We start from the raw sequence: 12,269 nt of genomic DNA on the forward strand, positions 1-12,269 counted from the left end.
TGTGGTCCGTGGCACACGGACCCCCGGGTTCGAAGGCGCGGGGCCCCCGGGGGGGCCTATTCCACCCGGAAGATCTCGCCCGTCCGACGACCTTCGACGGACTTGACGTAGGCGTTCGCCGCGCGGGCGACGGGGACCGGGTCGAATCCGGCGAAGGTGTCGCCGTAGACGTCCATCGACTCGGTGAACACGGTCGGGCTGACCGCGTTGACGCGCTGCCGGCCGGGCAGTTCGATGGCGGCGGCCCGTACGAAGGCCTCCACCGCGCCGTTGACCAGGGCGGCGACCGAGCCGGTGAGCAGGGGTTCGCGCGCCAGGATCCCGGTGATCAGCGTGAACGAGGCGTGCTCGGGCAGCCGGGGTGCACCCTGGCGGACCAGCTCGATCTGGCTGACGGCCTTGCCTTCGAGGCCGGCGCGCACGTCGGCGGTGGTCAGCTCGCCCAGGGGGCGCCACGGGACGCTGCCGGCGGCGACGGCGACCGCGTCCACGGCGCCCACCGCCTCGTACATCTCCCGGACGGACTGCGGGTCGGTGATGTCGACGCGGACGTCCGAGGCGCCGGCGGTGCGGGAGGCGGTGACCACCTCGTGGCCGCGTGCGCGCAAGGCCGTGGCGACGGCGTCGCCGAGGGTTCCGTGGGCGCCGACGAGGAGGACGCGCTGCTTCGGAGTGCTCATGCGCCGAGCATCCCCGCGAGAGGACCGTGAAGTCCAGCTACCTTTCCTACAGGGACGATTAAGCTGAGCTCATGCTTGATGTGAAGCGGATGGTCTTCCTGCGGGACCTGGCGGAACACGGGAAGGTCACCGACGTCGCCGAGCTGCACCGGGTGACCCCCTCCGCCGTCTCCCAGCAGTTGCGCGCCCTGGAGGCCGAGGCGGGCGCCGTCCTCGTGGAACGGGAGGGCCGCGGACTGCGCCTGACCCCCGCCGGGGCCGCCCTGGCCGCCGCCTGCGAGCCGGTGCTCGCCGCCCTGGAACGGGCCGAGGGGGCCGTGCGCGCCCTCGACCGCGGCCCCGTCGGCGAACTGCGCGTCGGCTGCGCCCCCAGCGCCCTCGCGCCGCTGGCCGCCCCGCTGCTCGCCACCCTCGCCGCGCGCCATCCGGGGCTCCGGCCGCTGATCGTGCAGGCGGACCCCGAGGAGGCGGTGCCGTTGCTGCGCCGGCGCCGCCTCGACCTCGCGGTGACGTACGCCTACCCGCTGCTCGGCGCCCCGCCCGCGCCCGGCACCACCGCCGTCCCGCTGTTCGACGACCCGCTGTGCCTGGCCCTGCCCCGGGCGCTGCTGCCCGCCTACGAGCAGGCCGGACTGGCGGCGCTGCGCGGGATCGACTGGGTGTCGGCGCCGGCGCCGAGCAGCTGCCGGGAGATGCTGGTGCACGCCTGCCGCAACGCCGGTTTCACCCCGCGCGTGGCGCACGAGTGCTCGGACCTGCGGGCCGGTCTGTGGCTGGTGGCCACGGGGCGGGCGGCGTCGATCCTGCCGAGGCTGCTGTGCGACGCGCCGCCGCCCGGCGCGGTGGTGGTGGAGCTGCCCGGGCCCGGGCGGACGCTGGAGGCGCTGGTCCGCGAGGGCACCCGGAGCCGACCGGCGGTCGCGGCGGCCCTGGACGCCCTCGTCGCCATCGGCTCGGCCACCGCCGCCGGGCCGGCGGCCCCGACGCCGCCGATGGTTCCGACGGAGCCGACCGGCGCGCGGTGAGGCTCGGCGCACGGTGGGACTCAGCGCACGGTGAAGCGGACCGCGCTCTCCAGGAACGGGATCTCCAGCCACGGCTTCGGCTCGATGACCAGCGCGAGCAGCGTGATGGCCACCCCCAGCAGCCCGTACGTGATCATGTCGGTGAACCGGGACCGCACCGCGAGCATGCCCACGGACGGCAACAGGCGGCGCATCACGGCGGCGGCGATCAGCGCCACCCCGATGATCAGGCAGCCGACGCGCGGGTGCCCGAACGCCGTCGACAGCAGCCCCACCGCCGTGGCGGCGAGGACGCTGAGCATCGGCCACTGACGGGCCGGCGCGGACACGGCGCCGGGGATGGCCCGACCGCTGCCCTCGGGTCGGGCCGTGTCCTGCGTGACGGCGGGGAACCGCCGGGACCGGGCGGCCCGCGCCCGCGCCCCGGACGGGGCCGGGTCCGGGGCCGGGCCGGGCGCCGGGACCTCCGTCGTCGCCGGCCGGCTCCCGTTCACCGCCTCGCCCGGCTCCGTGCCCCCGGCGCCCTCGGTGCCCCGCTCAGCCCGCACTGGTGGTCCGCTCCGCCGCCTCGACGACGTTCACCAAGAGCTGCGCCCGGGTCATCGGCCCGACGCCGCCCGGGTTCGGGGAGAGCCAGCCCGCCACCGCGGCCACGCCCGGGTGGACGTCACCGACGATCTTGCCGTTCTCGTCGCGGCTGACGCCGACGTCGAGCACGGCCGCGCCCGGCTTCACGTCCTCCGGCTTCACCAGGTGCGGGACACCGGCCGCGGCGACGATGACGTCCGCCTGGCGCAGCAGCCCGGAGAGGTCGCGCGTACCGGTGTGGCAGAGGGTCACGGTGGCGTTCTCGGACTTGCGGGTCAGCAGCAGTCCGATGGAGCGGCCCACGGTGATGCCGCGGCCGAGGACGACCACGTGCGCGCCGTTGATCTCGACGCCGTGGTGGCGCAGCAGTTCCACGATCCCGTACGGGGTGCAGGGCAGCGGGCCCGGCTCGTTCAGGACGAGTCGGCCCAGCGACATGGGGTGCAGGCCGTCGGCGTCCTTGGCGGGGTCCATGAGTTCCAGGACCCGGTTGGTGTCGATGCCCTTGGGCAGCGGGAGTTGCACGATGTAGCCGGTGCAGTCCGGGTTGGCGTTCAGTTCGCGCACCACCTCCTCGATGTCCTCCTGGGAGGCGGTGGCGGGCAGTTCGCGCTGGATGGAGGCGATGCCCACCTCGGCGCAGTCCTTGTGTTTGCCGTTGACGTACCAGCGGCTGCCCGGGTCGTCGCCGACGAGCAGGGTGCCGAGGCCGGGCGTGACGCCCCGGTCCTTCAGCGCCGCCACTCGGACGGTCAGTTCGGACTTGATCGCGGCTGCGGTGGCCTTGCCATCGAGAATCTGGGCGGTCATGTGGCCATCCTCCCGGATGGGGTGGCCCCGGTTCCAGTCAAGGCGCACGGGCGGGTGCGCGGTTGGTTGCACTTGCACAACAAGTCACGACGCGCGTGGGAACCAACTGGACAACGAGTCGTGCGTCGCATCACCATGCACGGGTAAGAGAGTGCCGCGGGCAGTGCCGGGGGGCGGACCGCAAGTAGAGATTTCCTCCGCGCGTGCCGTGCGTCCCCGCACTTCCACGGAGGAACACCCCAGATGAGCTTCGGCGACCCGAACAACCCCTACGGCCAGCAGCCCCCGCAGGGCCAGCCCGGCTACGGCTACCCCCAGCAGGCTCCGCAGGGCGTTCCGCCGCAGGGCGGCTACGGCTACCCCGGCGCGGCCCCCGCGTACCCGGGCGGCCCCGGCGGCTTCCCCGGCGCCCCGGTCGAGATGCCGGGCGGCGTCAAGGGCGCGCGCATCATGCTCTACATCCTGGGCGCCTGCCAGGCCATCTTCGCACTGATCATGTTCGCCGCGTCCGCGTGGGTGGCCGACCAGATCTCCACCGCCCTCGACTCCGAGGCCTCGATCAACAGCAGTGACGCCGACGCGGCCGCGGCCGTGGGCGCGGGCGTGGCGATCGTCTTCGGCATCGGCTTCCTGCTGTTCGCGCTGTGGGGCATCCTCAGCGCCGTCAAGCTGGGCAAGGGTCGCAGCGGCGTTCGCATCAACAGCATCGTCTACGCCTCGTTCGTCCTGGTGATCAGCGCCCTCACCCTGATCGGCGGGAACTTCCTCGCCCTGATCAGCGTGGTGCTCGGCATCCTCGTGATCGTCTTCCTCGCGAAGGCCGACGCGGGCCAGTACTTCAACCGTCCGCGCTACTGAGCCCGGCCACTCTTACGGCGAAGGCCGCGTCCCGCAGTGCGGGGCGCGGCCTTCGCCGTATCCGGGACCGGGATCCGATCAGTGGAAGAAGTGGCGCGTACCGGTGAGGTACATGGTGACGCCGGCCTTCTTCGCGGCCTCGACGACCTGGTCGTCGCGGACGGAACCGCCCGGCTGGACCACGGCCTTGATACCGGCGGCGGTCAGGATCTCCAGCCCGTCCGGGAAGGGGAAGAAGGCGTCGGACGCGGCGTACGAGCCCTGCGCGCGCTCCGCGCCGGCCCGCTCGACGGCCAGCTTCGCCGAGTCGACGCGGTTGACCTGGCCCATGCCGACGCCGACGGAGGCGCCGTCCTTGGCGAGGAGGATGGCGTTGGACTTGACGGCGCGGCAGGCCTTCCAGGCGAAGGCGAGCTCGGCGAGCTCGGCCGGGGAGAGCGCGTCACCGGTGGCGAGGGTCCAGCTCTTGGGGTCGTCGCCCTCGGCGTGCAGGAGGTCGCTCTGCTGGAGCAGGACGCCGCCGGAGATGGGCTTCAGGTCGCCCGGCTGGTGCGGGGTGCCGTCGACCTTCAGGACGCGGATGTTCTTCTTCTTGGCCAGGACCTCGACCGCGCCGTCCTCGTAGGCGGGCGCGGCGATGACCTCGGTGAAGATCTCGGCGACCTGCTCGGCGAGCTCGACGGTCACCGGGCGGTTGACGGCGATGACGCCGCCGAACGCCGACAGCGGGTCGCAGGCGTGCGCCTTACGGTGGGCCTCGGCCACGTCCGCGCCGACGGCGATGCCGCACGGGTTGGCGTGCTTGATGATCGCCACGCACGGCTCGTCGTGGTCGTAGGCGGCCCGGCGGGCGGCCTCGGTGTCCACGTAGTTGTTGAAGGACATCTCCTTGCCGTGCAGCTGCTCGGCGTTGGCGAGGCCGCCGGGCTGTCCGTCCGTGTAGAGGGCGGCGGCCTGGTGCGGGTTCTCGCCGTAACGGAGGGAGGACTTGCGGTCCCAGGCGCCGGCGAGGAACTCGGGCAGCGCGCCCTCCTCGCCCTCCGGGGCGTACGCGTTCGTGAACCAGGAGGCCACGGCGACGTCGTAGGCGGCGGTGTGCTGGAAGGCCTCGGCGGCGAGCCGCTTGCGCGCGGTCAGGTCGAAACCGCCGCCCTGGGCGGCCGCGAGGACGTCGGCGTAACGGGCCGGGCTGGTGACGACCGCGACCGAGGGGTGGTTCTTGGCGGCGGCGCGGACCATGGAGGGGCCGCCGATGTCGATCTGCTCGACGCACTCGTCGGGGGTGGCGCCGGAGGCCACGGTCTCCCGGAAGGGGTAGAGGTTGACGATCACCAGGTCGAAGGGCTCCACGCCCAGCTCGGCGAGCTGGTTGCGGTGGTCCTCCAGGCGCAGGTCGGCGAGGATGCCGGCGTGCACGCGCGGGTGGAGGGTCTTGACCCGGCCGTCGAGGCACTCGGGGAAGCCGGTCAGCTCCTCGACCTTGGTGACGGGGACCCCGGCGGCGGCGATCCTGCCGGCGGTGGACCCGGTGGAGACGAGGGCGACGCCCGCCTCGTGCAGGCCGCGGGCCAGCTCTTCCAGTCCCGTCTTGTCGTAGACGCTGACGAGCGCACGCCGGATCGGCCGCTGGGTCGTGGTCGGGTCGTTGCTCGCTGCGGTGTCTGCGGCGGTCACTGGATTGTTACCTTTCGTCCCTCAATGCGGTAGCCGTGCCGGGCCAGGCGCCCCACGACGTCGACGAGCAGCTTGCGCTCGACTTCCTTGATGCGCTCATGGAGAGCGGCTTCTTCCTCCCCGTCCCGGATCTCGACGACACCCTGGGCGATGATCGGACCGGTGTCCACGCCGGTGTCCACGAAGTGGACGGTGCAGCCGGTGACCTTCGCCCCGTACGCGAGGGCGTCGCGCACCCCGTGCGCGCCGGGGAAGGCCGGGAGGAGGGCGGGGTGGGTGTTGACGAACCGGCCGCCGAAGCGGTCGATGAAGCTCTTGCCGACGATCTTCATGAACCCCGCGGAGACCACCAGGTCCGGCGCGTGGGCGTCCGTGGCCTCGGTGAGGGCGGCGTCCCACTCCTCACGGCTCGCGTACGCCTTGACGGGGCACACGAAGGTGGGGATCCCCGCCCTCTCGGCCCGTTCGAGGCCGGCGATGTTCTCGCGGTCGGCACCCACGGCGACGACCTCGGCACCGAAACCCTCGGCTCCGCCGGGGTGCGCTTCGATGGCGTCGAGCAGGGCCTGGAGGTTGGTGCCGGAGCCGGAGACCAGCACGACCAGGCGGGAGGCGGGCATGCGAGGCCCTTTCTTGCGGGAATGCCGTCGTTCGTCTTGTGTGGTCATACGAAACTTCGGGGTACCGATATACGGGGAACCATACGAAGCCACCGACCGCACGCAACGATACCGGCACACGCGACCGCCCCCGAGGGACGGGGGCACGGGCGAGCGGTAGCGTCTGGCGTACAAGCCGCGAACGACGCGGTACGCGGCCGTACGCGGGCGCGTGCCGTGGCCACGACACAGGGGAAGTAACCGACTCGATGCCGGACCGCGCCCATCCCGACCCCTCCACCGACGACAACCCCTTCGCGGCGCCCCCGGAAGGCCGACCCGACCAGCCGTGGCAGCCCCGGCGGCAGCCGGGGCCCCAGGGCGGCGGCGGCCAGGGATCCGACCGGGGCCCCTCCGGCAACCGGGAGCCCGAGGGCCCGGCCCGCTGGGACCCGATGGACCCGCTCCAGCGGCGGGCGCGGTACGCCCTGCTGGCCGGCATGTGGGGGTTCTTCTTCGGGATCTTCGGGATCCCCTCGGTGGGGCTGCTGCTGGGCGCGCTCGCCATGTACTGGGGCATCAGCGCGCTGCGCGGCCGTCCCGCCGCCGAGGCGGACGCGGCGAAGGGCACCCCGGCCTCGCCCGGCGGCCTGGCCGCGCTGGGCCCGGCGGCCCGCCCGCAGCGCGCGGCGGCGATCAGCGGCCTGGTGACGGCCTCGCTGGCCCTGCTGCTCGCGGGCACCTCGTACGCGGTGCAGTTGGCGTACAAGGACTTCTACGTCTGCCGCGACGACGCCCTGACCCGCACGGCGGAGCTCCAGTGCAACGACCTGCTGCCGGACAACGTCCTGGGCGACGTGCTGAAGGTGCGGAACTGACCGAACGGACGTGCCGCGCGGCCGGGCGTGAGCCCGCCGGACGTGACGCGGCCGGGCGTGAACCCGCCGGACGTGACGCGGCCTGACGTGACCGGCCCGGACCTGGCCGGCCGTGAGCCCGGCGGGCGCGACCGGCGCCCGACGTGACGCGACCGGGCGGGAGCCCGCCGGACGGGAACCCGGTCGCGTGACGCGGCCTGACGTGACCGACCGGCCCGAATCCGGCCGGCCGTGAACCCGGTCGCGTGACGCGGCCGGGCGGGGGCCCGGCGCTACGAGGCGGCCGGCCCCCGGGCCGACCGGGCGGGCCGCGACCGTCAAGGCGAGGACGGCCGCCGCGCCAGCACCCGCGCCCCCGTCACCGGCGGCAACAACTCCCCCGGCTCCGGCGACCCGGAGGGTCCGGGGCGCGACTCCACCCGTTCGGCGGGGTGGACGGACATCCGAACGGCGGCGACCGGCGGCTCCTCGGCGGGGGCCCCGACGGCCTGCGGGACGGGGCGCGGGGCCACCGGGTCGGGTACGGGCGCGGGAGCCGCGGCCGGAACGGCAGGGGACGGCGGGGCGGACGGGACGGCCGGGGACACCGGCGCGACCGGGACGGCCGGGGACACCGGGACGGACGAGGACACCGGTGCGACCGGGGCGGACGGGGACGGCGGGCGCGCGGGGTCGCGAACCGCCGACCCCACGCCGGGGGGCACGGCGCCCCTCGGGCGGAAGGCCTTCGGCGCGGGGGCGGCGACCAGCGGGGTCGAGGCCTCGCGGAGGGCTTCCCAGCGCAGTTCCCGTACGCCCGAGTCGTGCCACGCGTCCGCACCGCGACCGCCCGCGCCGCCCTCGGGGAAGCCCCGCACCGGACGCGTCCGCCACCCGTGCACCCCCACCGCCACCGGCACCGCCAGGGCCAGCGTCCAGCCCGCCGCCGCGGCGCCCACCTGCCACCACACGGGCCCGAAGCTCGCCAGCGCGCGCGAACCCAACGGGCCCGAGGAGGCCGCGCCCAACCCGGCCGTCACCAGTCCGCACACCACCGCCCCCAACGCCGCCGTGAGCGCGGTCTCCCCGAGCGAGACCTCCCGCGCCCGGCGCACCGCGAACCACCCCACGACCAGCCCGGCCGCCACCGGCACTCCGGCCGCCACCCAGGTCAGCGGGGTCCCCGGGCCCTCCGCGGGCAACGCGGCCAGCAGCGGGAACCTGGGCAGCGCCGCCGCCCCCTCGAAGCCGAGCGGGGTCGCCGTCGCCCCCGTACCCAGCGCGAACCCGGGCCCGAGACCGTACGCCGCACCCCACACCATCGCGTTCGGGATCAGCGCCAGCGCGAGCAGAAGCACCGCGAAGCGGCCCGACCACACCCCGGTCAGGCTCAGGAACGAGGCCTGCGCCTCGGTCGCGTGCCAGGCCAGCGAGGCCCCGACGAGCAGCACCCCGCCGCCCAGCAGGGCGAGCACCCCGGCCACCCCCGAACGCAGCGCCAGCGCGTAACGGGGGCGCGCGATGCCTCTGCGCACTCCGTCCGGCACCCATTCCGGCAGCGGTCCGAGCGGGCGCCCCTTCGCCGTCCACACCCCGAGCCCGGCGGCGAGCACCGCCACCAGGGGGACGTGCCAGGCGGCGCTGAGCGGGTCGGCCGGCAGCGGGCCGCCCGCCGCGTACGCCGTGGCCACGGCCGCGACGGAGAGGTAACCGCAGAGCACGGCCGAGAAGACGGCACTGGCCGGCAGCACCTCGTCGCTCTCCTCCCCCTCGCCGACGGGGTCGCCCGAGGCACTGCCCAGCCGGGCGGCCCTGCGCATGAGCAGGACGGGCAGCGCCACCAGCAGGAGCGGGGTGAGGCCGACGGGCGCGGGCACCCCGGACAGGGTCTCGTAGCGGACGAGTTCCGTGCCGTGGGCCATCAGCCACAGCCCGGCGGCGAGGTGCAGGGCGCCGCCGGGACCGCTGTCCGGGTAGGGGGAACTGATCCACAGCACGATCACGAGCACGGCGAGGAAGCCGAGCCCCAGTCCGGCGGCCATGGCGCCGCCCAGCACGCAGGCGGCGGCCGCCGGTGAACGGCGCCGCGCGGCGGCGCGCGGGGCCGTCCGCAACGGGGTCCCGCGTTCGGTCACTTGGGTCACCCCGCCATGGTGCCAACGACACGCGCTATGGACGGGTAACAGGCGAATGCCCGTGGTGTCGCTCAATATACGTTTATGTACTTTATCGGCCAGGACGGCAGGGTCGCGGGGAGTGTGGCATGACACGAGACGTCGAGACGGCCTCCGACTCGGAACCGGGCCTCCCCTCCCCCAAGGAGCGCCGACGGCTGCGCGAGCGGGGCGAGCTGACGACCGAGCGGATCGCCTCGGAGGTCGGGGTCACGCCGAGCACCGTCCGCTCGTGGGAGTCGGGCCGCACCGAGCCGCGCGGCCGCAAGCGCGAGGCGTACGCCCATGTCCTGGACCGGCTCGCGGGGCTCGACCACCACGCCGAGCCGGAACTCCCGCACCGCCCGGCCCGATCGGACCGTCCGGACCGACCCGACCCGGCCCGGACGGCCCGTACGACCGGCGCGAACGGCGCGGCGGCCGGGTCCGCGCGCGCCACCGGGCCGCGCGCGACTCCGGCGGGCCACTCCGGCGGACCCACCGTCAGGAACGGCCACGGCAACGGACCCGCCGTCAGGAACGCGCCCGGCGGCAGGCCGTCGGGCGCACCGGCGCGCGCGGGCACCCACCCGCCCGCACCCCCGGCACCACCCGCGCCGCCCCTGACGGCCCCGACGGCCGCCACGCCTGCCCCACCCGTCACAGCCACCACGGCCGCCACGACCACACCGTCTACCCAGACTGCTCGGGTTACCTCGGCCACCCCGGCTGCCCCGGCAAACCCGGCCACTACGGCGGCCTCGATCTCCCCGGCCACCACGGCTGCCCGGGTTACCCCGGCCACCCCGGCCACCCCGGCCACCCCGGCGGCCTCGATCTCCCCGGCCACCACGGCTGCCCGGGTCACCCCGGCCACCCCGGCCAACCCGGCCGCCCCGGCCGCCCCGGCCTCAGCCACCCCCACCACCCCCGGCGCCGCCGCCAACGCCAGCGCCAACGCCCCCACACAGGCGCCCCCCGCAGGGGCTTCGGCACACCCGCCGGGGCCGACCGCTCCCCTCGACCATCCCCACGTCCCCGAGGACCCCGCCGACACCGGCCCCCCGACCCCGCTCGGGCCCGCCGAGGCCTTCGACGCCCTCCACGCCTACGCGGCCCCCGCCCTGGCCCGCCAGGCCTACCTGCTCACCGGCCGCCGCGCGCTCTCCCTGGAGGCCGTCGAGCGGGCCTTCCAGCAGGCCTGGGAGCGCTGGCCCACCGTGGCCACCGACCCCGACCCCGTGGGCTGGGTCCGCGCGGCCACCCACGAGCACGCCCTCTCCCCCTGGCGGCGGCTGCGCCGCCGCCACCGCCACCCGGACAAGCCCCCGGCCGAGCCCGCCGACCGGATCCTGCTCGACGCCATGCTGGAACTGCCCGCCGTCCACCGCCGCACCGTGCTGCTCTACGACGGCGTCGGCCTCGACCTGCCCGACACCGCCGCCGAGACCGAGTCCAGCACCCCCACCGCCGGGCACCGGCTGCTCCACGCCCACGCCGATCTCGCCGACCGGATCCCGGAGCTGGCCCGCACGGCCCCCGAACAGCGCTCCGCCCTGCTGCGCGAACTGCTCGGCGCGCTGCGGCCCCCCGTAGCGCTCGAACCCCGCACGGCCGCCGCCGTACGGGCCACCACCGAGACCCGCGCCCGCCGCTTCTCGCGCGCGGCGATCGGCCTGACCGCGGTGATCGCCGTCGCGACGGCGTACACGGCCGTCACCGCCCCCGACCGGTACGAGCCCCCGGAGTCGCCGGGCGCGAGCGTCTCCGGCGTACCGCCGCACGGCGGCCCCCAACGACAGACGGAACTGAGCCTCGAACTCCGGGACAGGCTGCGCGAACACCCGGAGGCCGGACCCGCCCGGCTCGCGCCCCGGCTCGGGTGAGGACACGGAAAACGGGCGTGGGCCCCCCCCCCCCCGGGGGGGGGCCCCCCCCCCGGGCCGGGGGCCCCCCCCCCCCCGGGGCCCCCCCCGGGGCGCCCCGCCCCCGGGGGGCCGCGCCCGCGGGGGGGGGGGGGCCCCCCCACCCCGGGGGGCCCCCCCCCCCCCCGGGGGGGGCCCCACGCCCGTTTTCCGTGGGCCCGTACGGATCCGTACGCGCCCGCGGGGAACGACTACTGGGCGGCGTTCAGGATCTCGCGCGCCAGCTTGGCCGTCTCGGTCGGCGTCTTGCCGACCTTGACGCCGGCGGCCTCGAGGGCCTCCTTCTTGGCCTGCGCGGTGCCGGAGGAGCCGGAGACGATGGCGCCGGCGTGGCCCATGGTCTTGCCCTCGGGGGCGGTGAAGCCCGCGACGTAACCGACGACCGGCTTGGTGACGTTCTTCGCGATGAAGTCCGCCGCACGCTCCTCGGCGTCGCCGCCGATCTCGCCGATCATGACGATGAGCTCGGTCTCCGGGTCGGCCTCGAAGGCCTCCAGGGCGTCGATGTGCGTGGTGCCGATGACCGGGTCGCCACCGATGCCGACGGCGGAGGTGAAGCCGATGTCGCGCAGCTCGTACATCATCTGGTAGGTCAGCGTGCCGGACTTGGACACGAGACCGATCTTGCCGGGCTTGGTGATGTCGCCCGGGATGATGCCGGCGTTGGACTGGCCGGGGGTGATCAGACCCGGGCAGTTCGGGCCGATGATGCGGGTCTTGTTGCCCTTGGCGGTCGCGTACGCCCAGAAGGCGGCGGAGTCGTGCACCGCGATGCCCTCGGTGATGACGACGGCCAGCGGGATCTCGGCGTCGATGGCCTCGACGACGGCGGCCTTGGCGAAGGCCGGCGGGACGAAGAGGACGGAGACGTTGGCGCCCGTCTTCTCCATCGCCTCGGCGACGGAACCGAAGACCGGGACCTCGGTGCCGTCGAAGTCGACGGTCGTGCCGGCCTTGCGCGGGTTCACGCCACCGACGATGTTGGTGCCGTCAGCCAGCATCAGCTTGGTGTGCTTCATGCCCGTGGCACCGGTCATGCCCTGGACGATGACCTTGCTGTCCTTGTTGAGGAAGATAGCCATGTGAGTCTGTGACCTCTG

The 12,269-nt window shown here is 75.0% G+C and carries 11 protein-coding genes; 4 read left to right on the forward strand and 7 right to left on the reverse strand.

The window, feature by feature from the left end; genetic code table 11:
• Positions 1-56: 56 nt before the first annotated feature.
• Entirely contained in the window at positions 57-680 is a 624-nt protein-coding gene (locus ACZ6ZI_RS27395; RefSeq protein WP_469525040.1) for a short chain dehydrogenase, read from the reverse strand.
• Positions 681-751: 71 nt separating this feature from the next.
• Between ACZ6ZI_RS27395 and ACZ6ZI_RS27400 the strand changes: the two genes are divergently transcribed.
• Positions 752-1,705, forward strand: coding sequence for a LysR family transcriptional regulator (locus ACZ6ZI_RS27400; RefSeq protein ID WP_469525042.1), 954 nt, complete (start codon positions 752-754; stop codon positions 1,703-1,705).
• A gap of 20 nt (positions 1,706-1,725) precedes the next feature.
• On the opposite strand, the gene ACZ6ZI_RS27405 is transcribed toward ACZ6ZI_RS27400, so the two are convergent.
• A complete protein-coding gene (locus ACZ6ZI_RS27405; RefSeq protein WP_469525044.1) occupies positions 1,726-2,253 on the reverse strand; it encodes a DUF3017 domain-containing protein in 528 nt (175 codons plus the stop codon).
• A complete protein-coding gene (locus ACZ6ZI_RS27410) occupies positions 2,243-3,103 on the reverse strand; it encodes a bifunctional methylenetetrahydrofolate dehydrogenase/methenyltetrahydrofolate cyclohydrolase (RefSeq protein ID WP_363058052.1) in 861 nt (286 codons plus the stop codon). The genes ACZ6ZI_RS27405 and ACZ6ZI_RS27410 overlap by 11 nt, the downstream gene beginning before the upstream one ends.
• Before the next feature lie 243 nt (positions 3,104-3,346).
• Here ACZ6ZI_RS27410 and ACZ6ZI_RS27415 point away from each other — a divergent pair, with 243 nt between their 5' ends.
• Positions 3,347-3,961: a hypothetical protein gene (locus tag ACZ6ZI_RS27415; RefSeq protein ID WP_469525047.1), complete on the forward strand. Its 615-nt coding sequence runs from the start codon at positions 3,347-3,349 to the stop codon at positions 3,959-3,961.
• 78 nt (positions 3,962-4,039) lie between these two features.
• Here the strand turns inward: ACZ6ZI_RS27415 and purH are convergent, their stop codons facing one another.
• Both purH and purN read right to left on the reverse strand, forming a co-directional pair.
• Positions 4,040-5,635: a bifunctional phosphoribosylaminoimidazolecarboxamide formyltransferase/IMP cyclohydrolase gene (gene purH / locus ACZ6ZI_RS27420; RefSeq protein WP_469525050.1), complete on the reverse strand. Its 1,596-nt coding sequence runs from the start codon at positions 5,633-5,635 to the stop codon at positions 4,040-4,042.
• Complete coding sequence (gene purN / locus ACZ6ZI_RS27425) at positions 5,632-6,255, reverse strand: phosphoribosylglycinamide formyltransferase (protein ID WP_469525051.1); 624 nt, start codon at positions 6,253-6,255, stop codon at positions 5,632-5,634. Before purN ends, purH begins: the two co-directional genes overlap by 4 nt.
• Before the next feature lie 248 nt (positions 6,256-6,503).
• Here purN and ACZ6ZI_RS27430 point away from each other — a divergent pair, with 248 nt between their 5' ends.
• The gene (locus ACZ6ZI_RS27430; protein WP_363058060.1) at positions 6,504-7,112 is read left to right on the forward strand and encodes a hypothetical protein; all 609 of its coding nucleotides are present in this window, start codon (positions 6,504-6,506) and stop codon (positions 7,110-7,112) included.
• A 317-nt stretch (positions 7,113-7,429) separates the two neighbouring features.
• On the opposite strand, the gene ACZ6ZI_RS27435 is transcribed toward ACZ6ZI_RS27430, so the two are convergent.
• Positions 7,430-9,235 carry a cell division protein PerM gene (locus ACZ6ZI_RS27435; RefSeq protein ID WP_469525055.1) on the reverse strand — a complete coding sequence of 602 codons (1,806 nt, stop codon included), beginning with the start codon at positions 9,233-9,235 and terminating at the stop codon, positions 7,430-7,432.
• Positions 9,236-9,354: 119 nt separating this feature from the next.
• Here ACZ6ZI_RS27435 and ACZ6ZI_RS27440 point away from each other — a divergent pair, with 119 nt between their 5' ends.
• Positions 9,355-11,130, forward strand: a complete 1,776-nt coding sequence (locus tag ACZ6ZI_RS27440) for a helix-turn-helix domain-containing protein (protein WP_469525057.1) — start codon at positions 9,355-9,357, stop codon at positions 11,128-11,130.
• A gap of 230 nt (positions 11,131-11,360) precedes the next feature.
• On the opposite strand, the gene sucD is transcribed toward ACZ6ZI_RS27440, so the two are convergent.
• Positions 11,361-12,251, reverse strand: a complete 891-nt coding sequence (gene sucD, locus ACZ6ZI_RS27445; protein ID WP_030710487.1) for a succinate--CoA ligase subunit alpha — start codon at positions 12,249-12,251, stop codon at positions 11,361-11,363.
• Positions 12,252-12,269 lie beyond the last annotated feature (18 nt).

This window comes from Streptomyces sp. NPDC103540 (genome assembly GCF_055584445.1).

Excerpts from the sequence above, each read along its gene's own strand:
- ACZ6ZI_RS27395 (WP_469525040.1), bottom strand. The coding sequence starts at position 680 with ATGAGCACTCCGAAGCAGCGCGTCCTCCTCGTCGGCGCCCACGGAACC.
- ACZ6ZI_RS27400 (WP_469525042.1), top strand. The coding sequence starts at position 752 with ATGCTTGATGTGAAGCGGATGGTCTTCCTGCGGGACCTGGCGGAACAC.
- ACZ6ZI_RS27410 (WP_363058052.1), bottom strand. The coding sequence starts at position 3,103 with ATGACCGCCCAGATTCTCGATGGCAAGGCCACCGCAGCCGCGATCAAG.
- ACZ6ZI_RS27415 (WP_469525047.1), top strand. The coding sequence starts at position 3,347 with ATGAGCTTCGGCGACCCGAACAACCCCTACGGCCAGCAGCCCCCGCAG.
- purN (WP_469525051.1), bottom strand. The coding sequence starts at position 6,255 with ATGCCCGCCTCCCGCCTGGTCGTGCTGGTCTCCGGCTCCGGCACCAAC.
- ACZ6ZI_RS27430 (WP_363058060.1), top strand. The coding sequence starts at position 6,504 with ATGCCGGACCGCGCCCATCCCGACCCCTCCACCGACGACAACCCCTTC.
- ACZ6ZI_RS27440 (WP_469525057.1), top strand. The coding sequence starts at position 9,355 with ATGACACGAGACGTCGAGACGGCCTCCGACTCGGAACCGGGCCTCCCC.
- sucD (WP_030710487.1), bottom strand. The coding sequence starts at position 12,251 with ATGGCTATCTTCCTCAACAAGGACAGCAAGGTCATCGTCCAGGGCATG.